Source organism: Cohnella thermotolerans DSM 17683, from assembly GCF_000429825.1.
Classification (GTDB): domain Bacteria; phylum Bacillota; class Bacilli; order Paenibacillales; family Paenibacillaceae; genus Cohnella; species Cohnella thermotolerans.
The window spans coordinates 23,373-40,944 of record NZ_AUCP01000033.1; the positions used below are offsets into that span (position 1 = coordinate 23,373).

Here is a 17,572-nt window from a genome sequence, read left to right on the forward strand (position 1 = left end):
AAAAAGAGAATCGCATGGGCGCGAATCTCTTTGAACTGCAGGTGAATGTAAACTATGACCAAAACTTCATTGTCGGTTCGTTATCTTGCTGTTCTTTTAATTTAACAAAAGAAATATGAATGGCATCTAATTCTTTAGGAGTCAAGGGCAACGAATTCAAGTAGACTGTGGTGCCTTGGATAGTCCTTACAGCTTCATCGGAACCCAAAACTTTAATTCTTTTAACTTCGTTTCTTAAAGCAGGCGAACGCTGAACAAGTGTCATACCATAACGCCCCCCAAACAAAAGATATTATTCTAAATTATAACACAAATTATTAGAAAGATGTGAAGGAAATGTCTAAGAATCGTGCATTTTTGTATATTCTAATTTGTTTTGTTCTTTTACAGCTATGGTTTATTCATATAATGCTTTCTTATCCGTTCAGCGGATTCGACATTAACGAGAAAAATGGGAAATGGATGATTTCAAATATTGATCACAGAAGTAGGGCTTCAGAATTAGGGCTGCATGTCGGAGATATCGTCTTAGAAATTGACGGGCGAGATGTCGACCGCCATTCTTCAGTAATTAGATGGGGTACTGTCGACCAAGCGAAAAAAATTGTCATTGTCAGAAACGGAAATTTATTTGAGGTTGATACTTCCCAAATTGCTCCAATTGATGCGTGGGATGTTTCTTATTTGGCACGCGAATTGATATGTCTTTTTGTAGCAATAGCACTCTACAAGTATATGAATCGTTCGAAATCCGCACGTTATCTAGCGTCCGTCTTTTTTACTATATCCCTAACTTTTATGAGTCTTGGAGCTTCTATAAGAGGGGATGCTTTAGGTAAGATTGTTATCGGAATAAGCATAATGCTGATTCCAGTTACTATGCTTCATTTTTTGATCATTTTTTTCAAAGAAAAAGGAAGTATTACAATTAATTCTAGAATTGTTCGTGTTCTATACTCTTTTATTTTCATAAGTTTATTTCTTCACTTATCATTTTTTATGAATTGGAAGCATACTCAAGAAATCCATCGTTTTTTTTCTAATGCTGAACTCCTGTTTTTTACGCTTGGAGTTTGTTTAAATCTTGGCTTCCTTTTTTATATATTTTTCAAGTTCAGAAAAGCAAGTCCTTATACTTCAGCGATGATCAAAACGATCGGGATTTCCTTTGTGATTTCAACTAGCCCAGTGATATGCCTCTCATTTGTGCCTTTCGTCTTGTATGGTTACGAATGGATTGATTCCCTTAACACAAGCTGGATCGTCCTATTCTTCCCGTTGTCCTTTACCTACCTGCTCGCAGCCAAGAAAATCTATGACATCGACCTGGTTGTCCGCCGATTTATACTGACTACGGTCCTGTCTATCGTCCCAAGCGTCGCCATCGTGGGCATGATTTCCGCATTATTTTCTGCCAGAGCTAAAACCGAACACCTCGTTATGGCGTTTATATTTACAGTAGTTTTACTTTCCGTCACTCTGTATTCGCTGGAATATTTAACGACGCGATTGGAGCGAGTCGTTTTTCCGAGAAGACATTATTTGCAGACCTCGCTCAAGAAAATCGCCAAAAAACTGGGCACCATCTCCAGCATGCGCGAGCTTAAGGATCTCATTCTGGCCGACATTGTTGACATTTTGCAGGTATCCGGGGGAGCGCTCGTCTTTCGATACAGGGACTATACCGAGGTTTTGAGCGAAGGAGAGATTTCCGTCGCGGAATTGGAGCAGGCGCTTGAAGGAGAAGGGCTCGACCCGTCCGTTTACTCCTGCTTTGAAATTACGCGCAACGAAGAGTATGTAAGCTTTCTCGTTCTGACGCCAAAGAAGTCGAACACGCTGCTCGGGTCCGAGGAGACGCAATGGTTGAACCTGATCATCTCCTATCTATCCGTCTGCATGGAGAACTTGTATCTCATCCGCAAGATGACGATGAAGGTCGAGCAGCTCGCCATGCAAATTCCGAACGAGACCGAAGCCGGGGAGCTTGTCTGGCTCCGAAAGCTCATGTTCGACCTCCAGGAGAAGGAACGGATTCGGATCGCGACGGATTTGCACGACACGACGATGCAAGATTTGTTTTTCCTGAAGAGAAAGTTGTCATCCCTGTTCGAGCGTCTCCCGATCCATCAAGAAAATCCGCAGCAATGGGAGGGGCTTCTGGAATATATCGATGTGATCAATATGAACTTGCGGCAAAGCTGCTTCGAGCTTCACCCCTATCTCTTGCAAGAGGCCGGTCTGGTCGGTACGGTTGAGAAATTAATGGATTTGGAAAAGACGAGCGCGCCGTTCCACATCGAGTTTGAAGCTATAGGCAAGGAGGAGATCGAGCGGATCGACATGGAAACGAAACGTCATTTGTTCCGGGTCGTGCAGGAGCTTCTCAACAATGCCAAGAAACACTCCAAAGCTTCTCGCGTCAAGTTTATCCTGAAGGCAGGCAAATCGAACGTACGGCTTTACTACGAGGACGACGGTGTCGGCTTTGATACCGATCGGACAGTGACAAGAGAAATCGGCGGCTCTCGGATCGGTATGGAGCAGATGAAGAGCCGGATTCTGTCCCTGGACGGCCATTTCGAGCTCGCCTCGGCCGAAGGAAGCGGCATGAAGTTCTCGGCGACACTCCCCATGAAGGAAGGACGAACAGCATGAAACGACCGGTAAAGGCGATTGTGGTGGACGATCATCCGCTTATGGCGCAGGCAACGATGCAATTGCTGAACGAGATGGATAGCGTCGAGGTGGCCGGAGTAGCGCATACCGGCAAGGAAGCGCTGGAATTGGCGGAGACGGTGCGGCCGGATCTGCTCATGTTGGATTATCAGTTGCCCGACCAGCCGGGAACGCAAGTCGCCGAGAAGATGAAGGCGAAATGTCCGGGCATCCACGTCGTCATTTTCACAGGAGTCGACGTCTCCGATTTGCTGCCCTTCGTCCTGTCGCAGCAGATCAGCGCGGTCGTCTCCAAAGGAGCGAGAGAAACGACGATCAAGCACACGGTGGCCTGCATACTGGACGGTCATATCGTGCTGCCGAATTCGCTTATCCAGCAATTGAAGCTGCCTTCCAAATACGCGACGGAAATCGCGTTGACGGAGGAAGAGTGCGAGCTCATGGCGATGATCGTCAAGGGAGAGACCTATGAACGGATTGCCGAGCAAATGTTTATAAGCAAGCGATCGGTCGACAACTACTTGCGCCGCATCTACGAGAAGCTCGGCGTACAGACCAGAGTTCAAGCGATCGAGAGGTTCGTGCAGAGCAGACAATATGCGGAGATGAATTAGGAGGCAACGGATTTGAAGACGGGCTTAAGCGTCGAAAACGAAATTCATCGCATGCTGGATCAATACGTCCCGGAGGAAAACTTGCATCGTCTGATTCAAACGTTTATCGAAGACAAGAAGAACGAAAATTCGGCCTGGGCCGGTCTGACGCGGTGCGTCCATTACATGCTGGGGGGAACGTCACCCGCGATCGAGAGGGCTGCCGCGATCACGGAACTGTTCATTCTGCTGCTGGATATCGTCGACGATTTGCAAGATAGGGATCAGCCGGACAAGCCGTGGATGAAGAGCGATTCGGCTGTTACGTTGAATGCGCTTCTGGCCCTGTCCGCCGCCGTCATCGGAGAGATCGGCCGCCTCGTTCCGGGCTCCCTGGCTGCCGAAGTCGGCGCCTTGCTGGCTTGCTCTGTCCACGGACAGCAGACGGATATCGCGGGCGACGTGCGGACGGAGGAAGACTATTTGGAGATGGTGGAACGCAAATCGGGCTCGCTGCTTCAATTCGCCTGCCTGATGGGCTATTCGCTCGTGGACGGCGTGACGGAACAAACCCGCAATGCCCTCAACGAGCTGGCCTGCTGCGCCGGGATCGTCGCCCAAATCGAGAACGATATGAACGACGTGCTTCGGTTCGATCTGAAGAACGACCTTTTGCAAAAGAAACGCACCCTGCCCATTCTATACGTGCTGGAAGACGCCGCGGAGGAATGCCCCGAGCTTGCAGGGTATTACGATGGGAATCTGAACCTGGAAGATATCCTGCCGCGAAAAATGGACATATTGGCCTACATCCGGGATTCCGGCTGCCTCGAATATTGCCGGGTCATTCAGACGCTGTACGTCGACAAAGCCCGGGAGCTTTATCGCACGTTGCCGGCGAAGGAGCCATGGGGAGACCGGTTTATGGAGCAGGCTTTCCCCCAGGGGTTCGACTGACCGGGAACGCTCACGATTCCGATTCCGACTCGGGCTTGCGCAGCCGGTCTCTAAACTGCTTGGGAGAACAGTCGTTGTACCGCCGAAACATATCGTAGAAATGGCCGAGGTTGGAAAAACCGACCGACTCCGCCACCTCCGCAATGCTCGCCTCGTTCGTCAGCAGCTGCTGCTCCGCTTTTTTGATCCGCCGGTAGACGACGAAGTCGGTAAAGGACATGCCGATCGCTTTCTTAAACGTCTTGATGAAGTGGGTATAGCTCAGGTTGACGAGTCCGCTCACGTCGGCGACGGACAGCTTCTCGCCCAAGTTCGCTTCGACGTAATCGATCGCCGGCTGCAGCCGTTCCACCAGGCGGTTGTTGTTGTAATGAAGCTGCGCGCGGGTATCGTGGCGAAGCAGCAGCAGGAGCACGCTCTTAATGCTCGAAGAGACCGCCAGCTCGTAACCGATCTGCGCATCGTTCATTTCCCGGTAGATTTCGCGAATAAGAGCCGCCGTTTGGGCCCGGACTTCTTTATTGTTCTTGTAAATGTAATTCAGCGAACTGAGCGGCCGGATCACTTCGGAGAAATGCTGCATGCTGCTCAGCGTGCTGGCGTCCCAGTATTTGCGCAGGTCGATCTGCAGCACGATGTAGCTCAAGCTGCCGTCGTTGGTCTGCAACGTCGTATGCGGCTCGGAAGAACCGAACAGGGCGACGTCTCCTTTGCGCAGTTGAAGGCGCTGTTCCTTGCAGAAGGCGGTAAGCTCGCCCTTCAGAATGAGCAGGAATTCCACTTCTTCGTGATAGTGCCAGCCGGAGTAGCGGGATTGCTGCCAATCCAGCTCGAGCTTGCGCCTCGTCTCTTCGGATGCGCGGTTTTCCGAGTCGATCTGCCAGATTCGCATGGCGAGGAAGGGATTTTGGTAGACGACGTGCTCGTAGCGCATTTCGGGATGCATGGACAGCCTCCTCTCACGGCTGAAATACGACAGAATCGCGTAATGTTATTTTAACATATCCGCTTCATAAAAGACGACAATGACAGAATACCGTAAAAAGTAAACCGAATCGGCCATCGAATGGCATCGCTTTCTTGAATACAATGAAGGAGGTAATGAAGCGAGGAGGGAATTTTGAGAGATGAGCGCATCGATCAACGTAACGATATGGAACGAGTACCGGCATGAGGTGACGAACGAGAAGGTCGCGTCCGTCTACCCGAAGGGCATTCACGCGGCGATCGCGGAAGGGCTCAGCACTTCCGGCCGGATTCGGACGGCCACGTTGGCCGAGCCGGAGCACGGCTTGACCGAAGAGGTGCTGAACGACACCGACGTTCTGATCTGGTGGGGGCATATGGCGCACGGAGACGTGCGCGACGACATCGTAGAGCGGGTTTATGCGCGCGTGCTGCAAGGCATGGGACTGATCGTGCTGCACTCGGGCCATTTCTCGAAAATTTTCAAAAAGCTGATGGGCACTTCCTGTGATCTGAAATGGCGCGAGGCGGACGAGAAGGAACGGATCTGGGTCGTCAATCCGGCGCACCCGATCGCGGACGGCATCGGCGAATACATCGAGCTGCCGCAGGAGGAAATGTACGGCGAGCACTTCGACATCCCGGCGCCGGACGAGCTGGTCCTGGTCAGCTGGTTCGAAGGCGGCGAAGTGTTCCGCAGCGGCTGCTGCTTCACGCGAGGCGCGGGCAAGATCTTCTATTTCCGCCCGGGCCATGAGACGTACCCGACTTACTACAACCCGCAAGTGTGCAAAGTGATCGACAACGCGGTCAAGTGGGCCGCTCCCGTCAAGCGCGAATACCCGAAGTACGGCAACGCCCAACCCTTGGAAACGATAAAGGGGAACGGATAAAGATGCTGAAGGTTGGAGTCGTAGGAACGGGCGGGATTTTCAAATGGGCGCATCTTCCGGGATGGCTGGCGTGCAAGGACGTGGAGATCGTCGCGTTCTGCGACGCGTTCCGGGTGTCCGCCGAAGCAGCGGCCCGGGATTTCCCGGACGCCAAAGTGTACGACGATTACCGGGAGCTGATCGCGGATCCGTCGATCGACATCGTGGGCATCAGCACGCCGAATTTGTACCATTCGGAGATCGCCATCGCCGCGCTGCGTCAAGGCAAGCACGTCTTCTGCGAGAAGCCGGACGCCGTCAATCCGCTGGAGGCGCAGAAGATGGCGGATGCCGCGCGGGAGTCGGGCAAGCTGCTTATGACGATGCGCAACAACCGGTTCAGCGAGGAAGCGAAGTTCGTCAAGCGGCTCGCCGAGAAAGGCCAGTTGGGCGAGCTGTACATGGGCCGCTGCGGCTGGATTCGCCGCCGGGGCATACCGGGACGCGGCGGATGGTTCACAACGAAGGCGCTGTCCGGGGGCGGCCCGCTCATCGATCTGGGCGTGCACATGATCGATCTGGCCATGTGGCTGGCCGGCAACCCGAAGCCGGTTACGGTGACGGGCTCGACGTACCGCAAATTTGCCGACCGTCCTGACGCTTCGGGCCGCGTGCCGGAAGGCACGTTCGACGTCGAGGATTTGGCGGCGGGCTTCATCCGTTTCGACAACGGGGCTTCGCTTCAAATCGAATTCAGCTGGGCGTCGAACGTCGAAGAGGAGAAGAAGTTCCTCGAATGGAGAGGGACGGAGGGCGGATTCAGCCTGGTTAACGACAAGCTGAAGCTGTTCACGGAGAACGAAGGAGTGCTGATCGACCAGCAGCCGAAGTTTACGGAAGCGGCGGTCCCGCAGCACACCGCCAACATCCGGCACTTCGTCGAATGCGTGCTCGGCCGGGAGCAGCCGTTGATTACGCCCGATCAGGGCGTCGATATGATCAAGATTCTGTCCGCCATCTATGAGTCGGCGGAGCTGGGCCGGGAAATCCGGCTGTAATCCGACTCGGCCCACCGTTGACGAAAAACCGAATGTCATCTCTGTGCCAGGCAAGTCCGCGGTCCGATAGAAACCGCGGGCTTGCCTCGTTTGCCCGGCGTTTGTTCGGAGGGGGCGGATGGGCTTTGAATCATACGAATGCCGGGGACGAAGGGTTTTCCAAATATGTGAGAATATTCAAGAAACGTGTGAGAAATTTGTATTCTTTGGCTCGTTCGGCAAGTGTATCATCGGATGGCAGAAAGGAAGAAACGGTTGAAAGCGATTCCGTAATTGTCCGTTGCCGTGATGCCGGCCGCTCGATTCGCCCGCTGCAGTTCCATACGGCAACAAGACGATGACACCAGGTGGTATTGCCTGGTGTCGTTTCTTTATTTTAACCGAAGTTTGAGAGCGCTGACATTCCTGAAGGAGGTGATGCCCTTGCTTGTATGGCAGGTACAGGACGGGATTCGGGACTCTGGCCGTTCGGCGATGAATCGGGTCGGCGATCTCCAACGCCGGGAGCAGAAGGCGTGGGGCTTCACCGGCACGCTGTCGCCGTTGGCGGAGACGGACACGAAGGTGCTGTACCCGAGGTTCCAGGAGGGAACCGGCGAGAATGCCGACTATTCCGCCGCGATGCTGCGCGCGATGATCGTCGGCATGCAGGGAGGCCCCGAGGTTAATCCCAAGTCGATGATGATCACGGTTAAGCATTGGCCGAGCCAGGGGGCGGGCGGCGAGCAGACGATCGTGTACGACAGCACGACGATCAAATGGCATATGAAGGTGTGGAACGCGGCCATGGACGCGAATCCCGCCACCGTCATGCCCGGCTACGGCTCCGCGCCCTACCTCGATCCGAGCGGCGAAGGGGCGGGCACGAGCAAGCCGACGCTCGACTACCTGAGGGAGGCGGTCGGTTTCGACGGTGTGGTCATGACGGACTGGCTGGCGTCGGCGACCGACACCTCGATCAAGAGCATCGGCGCGGGCGCGGACGTCATGAGCGGAGCGATGGCGTCGGGAACGGACTTCAACGCGCTCGCCGCTGCGGTAGGGACGGCGCGGATCGACGAAGCGGCGAGACGGGTGCTGGAGCTCAAATTCAAGCTCGGCCTGTTCGAGAACCCGTACGGCGATCCGGACTATCCGGCGACAATCTGGCATAGCGTAGAGAGCAACAATATCGTGAACGAAGCGGCCAGGCAATCGCTCACGCTGCTGAAGAATGACGGCATTCTGCCGCTGCGGCCGAACAATGGCGACACGATCGTCGTAGCCGGTCCGCGGGCGACGAGCGACGATATGGCCAACGACAATATCGCGAACGTCATCTGGCAGTCCATCTACCATGACAATCCGGCGGCCAAATCCTATTACCAGGGCATCAAGGACAGAGCCGGAGCGGGAGTGAACGTCGTGCTGAACGACGCTCCCCAAGCGCGAGCCGCCGTCGTGGTCATCGGAGAGAAGAGCTACACCCACGGAACCGAATGGCCGGACAAGCAGATTACGATTCCTGCCGACCAGGTCGCCCAGATTGACAAGTTCCACGACCGGGGCATTCCCGTCGTCTGCGTCGTCGTCATGCCGAGGCCGTACGTCCTGACGGACATTCTGGGCAAGTGCTCGGCCGTCGTTGTCGTGTACCGTCCGGGGAACGGCGGCGGCCTGGCGACCGCGCAGCTGTTGTTCGGCGACTATCTGCCGACGGGCCGGCTTCCCTTCCAACTGCCCCGATCGGTCGATCAGGTCGGCACGGACAACGTCGCCGATCAGCGGGAGAAGTGGGATCTGCCGTACGACCTCGGCGCCACCGATGCCGAGCGCGCCCAGATCCGCAGCTACATCGACAGCGGCCAGCCGGTCCCGACGAACTTCGGGAATCCGCTATTCCCTTACGGCTACGGGCTGCAAAATTTCAATCCGTCGCCTTAACGCAACGGGCTGAACGGGAGAGGATCTCGAGAATCGGAGGCCTGTCCCGCGTGCCAAGTCCGCGCAAGACAAGGAATTGGCCGGACCGCCGGGATCCCCCGGAGTCCGGCCGTTTTATGTTCGCGCATGCGGCCGGCTTCGCTCGGGCATATCCTCGATGATTTCCTGAAGCTGGAGCCGGAGGGCGCGCAACTTCGGAAGCTGCTGCGGGAGGCGATAAAAGTCGTCCGGCCTTCGGACGGACAGGTGACGGTTGCGCCTCGTTTTATGGTATGATGGGAATATTCAGATGTTCAAAGATTAGAGGAGGCCCTAATGTACCAAGAGGTCCAGCAGTTCAAAGCCGATTTCTTCAAAGCGTTGGCCCATCCGCTGCGCATTCGCATTCTTGAAGTGTTGTCGGAAGGCGATAAAACGGTTAACGAGATTCAGACGATTTTAGGGTCCGAAGGCTCCGCGGTCTCCCAGCAGTTGGCCGTTCTGAGGAGCAAGAACGTCGTGGTGGGAACGAAGGACGGCACCTCCGTCATCTACTCGCTGAGGGATCCTCTAATTATAGAACTGTTGAAGGTGGCAAGACAGATTTTCGACAATCATCTCATCAATGCGATCTCCCTGCTGGAAAATATCAAAAATCAATAGCAAATGGCGAAAAGGGTGAACGGTCTTTCGGCCGTCAGCCTTTTTTCGATTTTATAGGCGGATTTTACGGGAAATGGCGATTGACGATACGAAAATTTGGATATATGATTTATTTTGTTTTCAAATAATCAGATATTTGCATACGTGAGGTTGACGATGAAGCTAATTGGTCGATATCAGGGCTACAGCCGGGCGTCTTTTCAGAAAGATCTCATTTCAGGCATCATCGTCGGCATTGTCGCCATTCCGCTCGGAATGGCGTTTGCTATTGCTTCGGGTGTCAAGCCCGAATACGGCCTGTTCACCGTCATCGTGGCGGGCATCGCCGTCTCGTTGTTCGGGGGCTCGAAGTTCCAGATCGGCGGCCCGACCGGCGCGTTCGTTCCGATTCTGCTGGCGATTGTGCTGCAATACGGTTACGAAAATCTGCTCATCGCCGGGTTCCTGGCCGGAGCGATTCTGCTGCTGATGGGCGTCTTCCGGCTGGGAGCGTTGATCCAGTATATCCCGAGACCGGTTACGATCGGCTTCACGGCGGGGATTGCGGTCACCATCTTCACCGGGCAGATCGCCAACTTTCTGGGATTGCGCAACCTGGAGAAGCACGAAGCGTTCCTCGCCAATATGAAGGAGCTGGCCGTTCATCTGGGGACGGCCAGCGGCTATAGCGTGCTGACAGCGGCTATTTGCCTCGTCTGCATCCTCCTCGTGCCGAAGGTGCTTCCCCGCGTTCCGGGATCGCTTGCGGGATTGTTGATCTCGACCGTGGCGGCGTCTCTCTTCTATCCGGACCGAGTAGCGACGATCGGTACGACGTACGGCGCGATTCCGCACAGTCTGCCCGGCATTCAACTGCCGCATCTGACGCTGGACAGCGTATCGCATATGATTAAGCCTGCGCTCGTCATCGCGATGCTCGGCGGCATCGAGTCGCTGCTGTCCGCCGTAGTCGCGGACGGCATGGCGGGGACCCGGCACAACAGCAACCGCGAACTGATCGGGCAAGGCGTCGCGAACATGCTGGCCCCCCTCTTCGGCGGGATTCCGGCCACCGGCGCGATCGCCCGGACGGCCACGAACATTAGAAGCGGCGCGGCCTCGCCGCTGTCGGGCGTCATTCACAGTCTCGTAGTCCTGCTCATTTTGTTCCTGCTGGCGCCCTATGCTTCGTCGATTCCGCTGGCCAGCATGGCGCCGATTCTGATGGTCGTCGCCTGGAATATGAGCGAGCGGAAGGGGTTCGCGCATTTGCTGCGAAACCGAAACGCAGAGTCGCTCGTGCTGGTCGTCACCTTCGCACTGACTGTGCTGACGGATCTTACAACCGCGGTCGGAGCCGGTCTTCTGCTGTCCGCCGTCATCTTCGTCAAGCGGATGAGCGACCGCTTTCGGACGGTGAAGGTGCTGCCGGACTTCGCGGACAAGCGGGGGAAGGTGTCGGCCCATATCGTTCACGCGCAGCACGATTGCCCGCAGATCAGCATCTTCGCCATCGAAGGCGCGCTGTTCTTCGGAACGGCGAACCGGTTCGAGCGGGATATGGCGGAGGCGATCGAGGGCGAACCGAAAGTTCTGCTGCTGCGGATGGGGAACGTTCCTTATATGGACGCGACCGGCGAAGCCCACTTCGGGCGCGTCATCTGGCATTTACAGCAGCATGGCGGCATCGTGCTGCTGTCGGAAGTGCAGCCTCAGCCGCTGCAAGCGATCAGCCGATCGGGACTGGGCCGGCTGATCGGGCAAGATCGCATCTTCGGCAGCACGGGGGATGCGATACAATTCGCGCTGACACAGTTGGATCACAAGCAATGCTTGGGCTGCCGGCACTTTGCTTTTCGGGAATGCCGGGAGCTGTCCGGCGCTTGAACGGAAGGAGCCGACCGCATGGCAAGGGGCGCGCCCGCAAGGGTGCGCTTTTTTGTTGCGCGGGCACGATGACGTGTGTCCATGTTCTCCGGTCGGTCGCAACAGTCCCTTTGCGCCCGGAGTTCCCCTTGCCGCGTCTCATGGCCGATAATATCGATAACAATTCAGGGCAGGGCGGCCATCTCTTTAAATAGTCTTGACTGTTCAAATTGGGGGATGATACCATTTTATATATAAAACTAAGTTTATTATATTAAACTAAATAAAGCGAGGGAGAGAGGATTATGCGTCTGTGCAACAAGGTTGTTCTGATTACCGGAGCCGGCTCGGGCATCGGCCGCAGTACCGCGCTGGTGTTCGCGAAGGAAGGCGCCAGCGTCATCGTGAACGATCTGACCGCCGCTGCGGGCGAAGAGACGGAAGCCGCCATTCGGTCGGAGGGAGGGAAAGCGCTTTTTATCCAAGCGGACGTGACCGACCCCGCATCGGTTCAGAAGATGGTGGCCCGGGCGATCGGCGAATACGGCCGTATCGACGTGCTGTTCAACAATGCGGGCATCAGCGGCGTCGGCGCGCTGCACGAGGTGGAGCCGGACGCCTGGGACCGCATCGTCCGCGTCAACGTTCGCGGCGTCTATCTGCCGAGCAAGTACGTGCTGCCGCACATGATGGAGCGCCGAAACGGCAGCATCATCAACATGTCCTCCTGCGTCGCCGAGATCGGCCTTGCCCGCAGGGCGTCCTATGCGGCGACCAAAGGCGCGGTGCTGGCGCTGACCAAGTCGATGCAGGTCGACTACGCGTCGTACAATATTAGGGTCAATGCGCTGCTGCCTGGCACGATCCTCACTCCTTTCGTCGAGAAATATTTGAAGGAATCTTACGACGATCCTCAGGCCGGTCTGGATGGAATCAGGAGGCGCCAGCTGAGCGGAGACTTGGGGCTTCCCGAAGATGTCGCGCAGGCTGCGCTGTTCCTGGCGTCGGACGAGTCGAAGTTTATGATGGGAAGTCCGCTCTACATTGACGGCGGCGCGGTGTTCGGCAAGAACGCCTGAATATGATTAGCAGAGGAGCTGTTGGAAATTGAAGCTGTTCACTTACATACGGGACGGAGCCTCCAAGCTTGGCGTCAAGACCAAGCATGGTTTGGTGGATGCGCAGCAAGCCGGATTTGACGGGACGGTGATGGAGATCATCGAAGGCGGCGAAGCGAAGCTAAGCGAGCTGCGGCGCGCCATCGATCGGCTTGACGAGGCCGGCGGTCCTCCCGCCGGATTGCTCGACGAATCGTCAATCGAATGGGGGCCTTGCGTCACCCGGCCGAACAAAATCATCTGCGTCGGCTTGAATTACCGCAAGCATGCGGAAGAGACGAACGCTCCGATTCCGGCTTACCCGATACTGTTCAACAAGTTCAACAACACGCTGGCCGGACACTTGGCGCAGATAGCGGTGCCGAAGGTTACCCGCGAGCTCGACTACGAAGCGGAGCTGGTCATCGTCATCGGCAAGCAAGCCAAGTATGTGCCCAAGGAGCAAGCGCTGGACCACGTGTTCGGTTACGCCTGCGTCAACGATCTGTCGGCGCGCGATCTTCAGAACCGGACGTCGCAATGGCTGCTCGGCAAGAGCTGCGACGGCTTCAGCCCGCTCGGTCCGTATCTCGTGACGGCGGACGAGGTCGGCGATCCGAACCGGCTGGGCATTCGCGCGGTCGTCAATGGCGAGGTTCGGCAGAATTCGAACACGGCGGACATGATCTTCCATTGCGACGAGATCGTCAGCTACATTTCACAGCACATGACATTGGTGCCGGGGGATCTGATTCTGACCGGAACGCCGGAAGGAGTCGTGCTGGGGCTGCCTCCCGAGCGGCGGGTCTACCTGAAGCCGGGAGACGAAGTGACGGTCGAGATCGAGAAGCTCGGCTCGCTGACGAACCGGTTCGTCGCGGAATAACGAGAAGGCGGTGGAACGATGGAGCGAAAATATTGGGTGCCGGCGGTGGAGAGAGCGCATCTGGTGCTTCGGGCCATCGCCGCGTCGCCGTCCAAGAAAAGGCTGACGGATCTGACGGAAGAGACCGGCATCAACAAGAGCACGATGTTTTCTTTGCTGCAGACGATGGAGGCGCTGGAGTGGGTAAGTCGAAGCGAAGGGGACTATTACGAGCTGGGCTCTATCTTTGCCACTCTCGGTCAAGCGTACTTATCCGGGCATCCGCTTGTCGACCGCTTCTTGACGCTGGCTCAGACAACGGTCGACACGATTGGCGAGACGGTTCAGCTGTCGCGGCTGGAGCATCGGGAGATCGTTTATCTGGCCAAGAAGGAAGCGAGCCATCCCGTTCGTCTGCTGTCCGAACCGGGAACAAGGCTGCCCGCCCACACGACGGCGATGGGGAAAGCGCTGCTGGCCGGTCTGCCGGATGCCGACGTCAGGCGGCTGTATGAGGGCTATCCGCTGGAGAAGCCGACGCCGCACACGATCGACTCTCTGGATCGTCTGCTCTCCGAGCTGGCGGCCATTCGCCGGAACGGCTGCGCCTTCGACGCGGAAGAGGCCGTGCTCGGCTTCCGCTGCGTTGCGGCGCCGGTCCGCGACCTCCGCGGCAGCGTGCAGGCGGCCGTCAGCGTGTCGATGCTTAGCCAGCAATGGACGTCCAAACGCGATGCGGCCACGGCGGCCATTCGCAAGCTTGCGGACGAGCTGTCGCGCTAGCGCCCGTCCGACTTGATGGGCCCTGCGGAAATTGAACTTTCGGCAACTAACGACTCGATCCAGGGGGGGCGGCTAGCTCGAACTTCGGCATCCGGACCATCGGAATCGCTTGGAGCGCTTCGCGGAGGCAGTGTTGACCGCGCCCGCCCGCGAGCCGCAGGAGCCGCCGCCGCGCCTATCGATGAATATCAATCGCAAGAGCCGCTGTTGCTGACGCCGTCAGCCGGGGGCTTTGTTATTTTGCGCAATTCCTTCAACGAAGGAGTACACGCTATCTTCGCCGTCGTTACTTCCGCATGCCGTGCGGGGCGGCGGGCGCGTTGCGGCGAAAAGCGCGCGGACTCATGCCGTGATAAGCGGTGAAGTGGCGGGTGAACGGGTGTATCGACGGATAGCCAAGCCGCTCGGCGATCGCCGTCACGCTCAGCGCGCTCTCGCGCAGCAGGTGCGCCGCGCGCTTCATTAGCAGACGCTGCCGGTAGGCGTGGGGCGTCATACCGGTCTCGCGCAGGAACAATTCGTGGAAGTACGAGCGCTTGAGGCCGCATATCCGCGCCCAATTCTCTACCGGCTCGCGGAGATCCGGCTGCTGCTCGTCCAGCCGGGCCAGCAGCCGGACGATCCGATAGTCGCTTGGCCGGCGCGTATGGATGGCGTTGTACCAGCCGAGCATCCAAGCGTAGAACAGGCTGTTCGTCGCTTCGTTCCGGTAATAGGCCGACTCGTCGAACACTTTGGCGATGTGGAGGAACGCTTCGTACAGCCAGGGATAAGGCTGCAGGGAGAACGCCCCGGGCAGAGCGTCCAGCTCGTCGCACGGCAGCTCCGCCGCGAGCGGGACGGTGGGCGGAAGCCGTTCCGGGAAATGGGCGAAATGCCGGTTCGCCGACACGGGAGCGTCGCGCTCCCACATGTCGAAGTAGAGGTTGTGGGAAGGGAGCGGATGCTCGCGCGAGATGTGGAAGGCGTGCGGCTGGCCGGGTCGCAGGAAGAAGAGCGAACGCTTCTCGATCGGGTAGCGGATGCCTTCGATCTCGAATTCGCCCGGGCCGTCCGGGAACAGATGCATCGCATAGACGCTGCAGACGCGCAGCTTCTCGTTGGCGCTGCCGTCGTACAGATAAGGCATATATTCGCCGACGAACGGCGTCGCTTCGGACAGTTTGCGGTTCATAGGGCGTCGCTCCAGTCGCGATGAAGTCAACTAAAATTGACGGACAAAATGATAAATAAATGGATGCGCTATCAAAGACGGATTCACTCTATAATGATACGATAAATGCACGGAATACGGTATCCGGTATTCATTGTTTAACGGATGAATTGGCAACTGATGAATGAGCAAGCGGCTGTGCCGGCGGCAAAGGGGGATTCGCTGTGCGCTTCGAGGGGAAGGTAGCGATCGTCACCGGGGGCGGTTCCGGCATCGGCGAGGTCAGCGCGGAGCGGTTCGCGGCGGAGGGAGCGAGCGTCGTCATCGCAGATTGGAACGAGGAGGCGGGAAGACGCGTCGCCGATCGGTTGAACGGCGCTTACGGGTCCGGCTGCGCCATCGCCGTGCGGACGGACGTCTCCCGCGAGGAGGAGGCGCGGAACATCGTCGAACGGACATTGCGCGCCTACGGGCGGCTGGACATTCTGTTCAACAACGCGGCGGTCATTCTGCCCAAGCCGCTCGCGGCCATCGCCGCTGAGGAGTTCGACCGCGTCATCGCGGTCAACTTGAAGGGCGTCTTCCTGATGACGAAGCATGCGGCTCCGGAACTGCAGCGAACCCGGGGCGCGATCGTCAACATGGCTTCGCTGAACGGACTGGTCGGCCAGCGGCAGAACCCGGTCTATGCGGCGTCCAAAGGGGCGATCATCGCGATGAGCAAGTCGCTGGCGCTCGACTTCGCCGCGTCCGGCGTCCGGGTCAACTGCGTCTGCCCGGCCGGAGTCATGACGCCGCTGCTGGAAGAGTGGACGCTCCGGCAGGACGATCCGGCGGCGACGGTTCAGGCGCTGAACGACATGCATCCGCTCGGCCGGCCGGCCTCCGCCGAGGAGGTCGCGCAGGCGGTGCTTTACTTGGCGAGCGCCGAATCGTCGTTCGTCACCGGAGTGGCGCTGCCGGTCGACGGCGGCGCTATGCTTGGCTATTGATCGACAACACAGGGAGAGAGAAAAATGAAGATTACGAGAGTGGAATCGTTCGTGCTGCACGTGCCGATTACGCCGCCGATTACGGACGCGATCAACGCGGCGACCCATTGGGGGCTGCCGGGCGTGCGCATTTTCACCGACGAAGGGTTCACCGGTTACGGCTATACCGGCACGACCGCGCACGGCGACGATATGATCGCGGATACGATCGACCGCTATTACGCGCCGGAGCTGATCGGCAAGGATCCCTTTATGGTCAAGGAGATCTGGGACTCGCTGCGCTTCGGCAAGATGCACTGGATCGGCCGCGCCGGCATCGCGCACATGGCGCTCGCCGCCGTCGATATTGCGCTGTGGGACCTGATGGCGAAAGCGTCGAACAAGCCGCTATGGAAATATCTGGGCGGCCATAAGAGCAAAGACATCAAGGCGTACAACACGAACGGCGGCTGGCTGAACTGGTCGAAGGAACGGCTGCTGAAAGACGTGGCGGACATCGTCGAACAGGGCTTCACCGGCGTCAAGATCAAGGTGGGCAAGCCCGATCCGCGCGAGGATTACGATCGGGTCAAGGCGGTGCGCCAGGCGATCGGCGACGACATTATCTTCATGATCGACGTCAACCAGCAATGGAACCTCAACACGGCGATGACTTGGGGCCGCAAGCTGGAAGAGTTCGACCTGTTCTGGCTCGAGGAGCCGCTGAATCCGGACGACATACTCGGCCACAAGAAGCTGGCGGACGAGCTCAACGTTCCGATCGCGCTCGGCGAGCACGTGTACAATAAATACGCGTTCAGAGATTACATTCACCAGGGAGCGGTCGAATATTGCCAGGTCGACGTCACCCGCGTAGGCGGCATTACGGAATGGCTGCAAGTGGCGAGTCTTGCGGCGGCGTACGACGTGCCGGTCTGCCCCCATGTCGGCGACATGGGCCAAATTCACCAGCATCTCGTCGCAGCGACGCAGGGAGCGGTCATGCTCGAGTATATCCCGTGGATTCGCGACATCTTCGTCGAACCGGCGACGGTGCGAAACGGCATGTATGTCTTGCCCGAGCTGCCCGGCGCGTCGACGGAGATTGCGCCGCGGTACTTCGAGCGGTATCGGCTTCGATAGCACGGACGGCGGGAGGTGAACGCGG

General features: G+C 57.4%; 16 protein-coding genes. 13 read left to right on the forward strand and 3 right to left on the reverse strand.

Annotation, left to right across the window (positions count from 1 at the left end; genetic code table 11):
* Positions 1-52: 52 nt before the first annotated feature.
* Entirely contained in the window at positions 53-265 is a 213-nt protein-coding gene (locus tag G485_RS29730; RefSeq protein WP_156922151.1) for a hypothetical protein, read from the reverse strand.
* A gap of 71 nt (positions 266-336) precedes the next feature.
* Between G485_RS29730 and G485_RS28785 the strand changes: the two genes are divergently transcribed.
* The 3 genes from G485_RS28785 to G485_RS25225 are packed head-to-tail and all read left to right on the forward strand — an operon-like array spanning position 337 to position 4,229.
* Positions 337-2,658, forward strand: a complete 2,322-nt coding sequence (locus tag G485_RS28785) for a sensor histidine kinase (protein ID WP_084423128.1) — start codon at positions 337-339, stop codon at positions 2,656-2,658.
* Positions 2,655-3,293: a response regulator transcription factor gene (locus G485_RS0105565; RefSeq protein ID WP_027091741.1), complete on the forward strand. Its 639-nt coding sequence runs from the start codon at positions 2,655-2,657 to the stop codon at positions 3,291-3,293. Before G485_RS28785 ends, G485_RS0105565 begins: the two co-directional genes overlap by 4 nt.
* A 12-nt stretch (positions 3,294-3,305) precedes the next feature.
* The gene (locus G485_RS25225) at positions 3,306-4,229 is read left to right on the forward strand and encodes a polyprenyl synthetase family protein (RefSeq protein ID WP_051318046.1); all 924 of its coding nucleotides are present in this window, start codon (positions 3,306-3,308) and stop codon (positions 4,227-4,229) included.
* A 10-nt stretch (positions 4,230-4,239) separates the two neighbouring features.
* On the opposite strand, the gene G485_RS0105575 is transcribed toward G485_RS25225, so the two are convergent.
* Positions 4,240-5,175 carry an AraC family transcriptional regulator gene (locus G485_RS0105575; protein ID WP_027091742.1) on the reverse strand — a complete coding sequence of 312 codons (936 nt, stop codon included), beginning with the start codon at positions 5,173-5,175 and terminating at the stop codon, positions 4,240-4,242.
* A 181-nt stretch (positions 5,176-5,356) separates the two neighbouring features.
* Here G485_RS0105575 and G485_RS0105580 point away from each other — a divergent pair, with 181 nt between their 5' ends.
* From G485_RS0105580 to G485_RS0105620, 8 genes are all read left to right on the forward strand, one after another.
* Positions 5,357-6,088, forward strand: coding sequence for a ThuA domain-containing protein (locus G485_RS0105580; protein ID WP_027091743.1), 732 nt, complete (start codon positions 5,357-5,359; stop codon positions 6,086-6,088).
* A 2-nt stretch (positions 6,089-6,090) separates the two neighbouring features.
* Positions 6,091-7,125 (forward strand): Gfo/Idh/MocA family protein, encoded by a 1,035-nt coding sequence (locus G485_RS0105585; protein WP_051318047.1) that lies wholly within the window; start codon positions 6,091-6,093, stop codon positions 7,123-7,125.
* 423 nt (positions 7,126-7,548) lie between these two features.
* Positions 7,549-9,048, forward strand: a complete 1,500-nt coding sequence (locus G485_RS25230) for a glycoside hydrolase family 3 protein (protein WP_051318048.1) — start codon at positions 7,549-7,551, stop codon at positions 9,046-9,048.
* Positions 9,049-9,363: 315 nt separating this feature from the next.
* Entirely contained in the window at positions 9,364-9,690 is a 327-nt protein-coding gene (locus G485_RS0105600) for an ArsR/SmtB family transcription factor (protein ID WP_027091745.1), read from the forward strand.
* Between the two features lie 156 nt (positions 9,691-9,846).
* Positions 9,847-11,556: a SulP family inorganic anion transporter gene (locus tag G485_RS0105605; protein ID WP_027091746.1), complete on the forward strand. Its 1,710-nt coding sequence runs from the start codon at positions 9,847-9,849 to the stop codon at positions 11,554-11,556.
* Between the two features lie 284 nt (positions 11,557-11,840).
* Positions 11,841-12,614, forward strand: coding sequence for an SDR family NAD(P)-dependent oxidoreductase (locus G485_RS0105610; protein WP_027091747.1), 774 nt, complete (start codon positions 11,841-11,843; stop codon positions 12,612-12,614).
* 28 nt (positions 12,615-12,642) lie between these two features.
* A complete protein-coding gene (locus tag G485_RS0105615) occupies positions 12,643-13,518 on the forward strand; it encodes a fumarylacetoacetate hydrolase family protein (protein ID WP_027091748.1) in 876 nt (291 codons plus the stop codon).
* 18 nt (positions 13,519-13,536) lie between these two features.
* Complete coding sequence (locus G485_RS0105620; RefSeq protein WP_027091749.1) at positions 13,537-14,280, forward strand: IclR family transcriptional regulator; 744 nt, start codon at positions 13,537-13,539, stop codon at positions 14,278-14,280.
* A gap of 286 nt (positions 14,281-14,566) precedes the next feature.
* Here G485_RS0105620 and G485_RS0105625 read toward each other — a convergent pair whose 3' ends face one another.
* Positions 14,567-15,454 carry an AraC family transcriptional regulator gene (locus G485_RS0105625; protein WP_027091750.1) on the reverse strand — a complete coding sequence of 296 codons (888 nt, stop codon included), beginning with the start codon at positions 15,452-15,454 and terminating at the stop codon, positions 14,567-14,569.
* Positions 15,455-15,657: 203 nt separating this feature from the next.
* Here G485_RS0105625 and G485_RS0105630 point away from each other — a divergent pair, with 203 nt between their 5' ends.
* Together G485_RS0105630 and G485_RS0105635 are read left to right on the forward strand one after the other, a co-directional pair.
* On the forward strand, positions 15,658-16,425 hold the full coding sequence (locus G485_RS0105630) for an SDR family NAD(P)-dependent oxidoreductase (RefSeq protein ID WP_027091751.1): 768 nt from the start codon (positions 15,658-15,660) through the stop codon (positions 16,423-16,425).
* 24 nt (positions 16,426-16,449) lie between these two features.
* A complete protein-coding gene (locus G485_RS0105635) occupies positions 16,450-17,547 on the forward strand; it encodes a mandelate racemase/muconate lactonizing enzyme family protein (RefSeq protein WP_027091752.1) in 1,098 nt (365 codons plus the stop codon).
* The last annotated feature ends 25 nt before the right edge of the window (positions 17,548-17,572 follow it).

What these genes read in the sequence shown, in the direction of transcription:
- G485_RS29730 (WP_156922151.1), bottom strand. Translation starts at nt 265, where the DNA reads ATGACACTTGTTCAGCGTTCGCCTGCTTTAAGAAACGAAGTTAAAAGA.
- G485_RS28785 (WP_084423128.1), top strand. Translation starts at nt 337, where the DNA reads ATGTCTAAGAATCGTGCATTTTTGTATATTCTAATTTGTTTTGTTCTT.
- G485_RS0105565 (WP_027091741.1), top strand. Translation starts at nt 2,655, where the DNA reads ATGAAACGACCGGTAAAGGCGATTGTGGTGGACGATCATCCGCTTATG.
- G485_RS0105575 (WP_027091742.1), bottom strand. Translation starts at nt 5,175, where the DNA reads ATGCATCCCGAAATGCGCTACGAGCACGTCGTCTACCAAAATCCCTTC.
- G485_RS0105580 (WP_027091743.1), top strand. Translation starts at nt 5,357, where the DNA reads ATGAGCGCATCGATCAACGTAACGATATGGAACGAGTACCGGCATGAG.
- G485_RS0105585 (WP_051318047.1), top strand. Translation starts at nt 6,091, where the DNA reads ATGCTGAAGGTTGGAGTCGTAGGAACGGGCGGGATTTTCAAATGGGCG.
- G485_RS0105600 (WP_027091745.1), top strand. Translation starts at nt 9,364, where the DNA reads ATGTACCAAGAGGTCCAGCAGTTCAAAGCCGATTTCTTCAAAGCGTTG.
- G485_RS0105605 (WP_027091746.1), top strand. Translation starts at nt 9,847, where the DNA reads ATGAAGCTAATTGGTCGATATCAGGGCTACAGCCGGGCGTCTTTTCAG.
- G485_RS0105610 (WP_027091747.1), top strand. Translation starts at nt 11,841, where the DNA reads ATGCGTCTGTGCAACAAGGTTGTTCTGATTACCGGAGCCGGCTCGGGC.
- G485_RS0105620 (WP_027091749.1), top strand. Translation starts at nt 13,537, where the DNA reads ATGGAGCGAAAATATTGGGTGCCGGCGGTGGAGAGAGCGCATCTGGTG.
- G485_RS0105625 (WP_027091750.1), bottom strand. Translation starts at nt 15,454, where the DNA reads ATGAACCGCAAACTGTCCGAAGCGACGCCGTTCGTCGGCGAATATATG.
- G485_RS0105635 (WP_027091752.1), top strand. Translation starts at nt 16,450, where the DNA reads ATGAAGATTACGAGAGTGGAATCGTTCGTGCTGCACGTGCCGATTACG.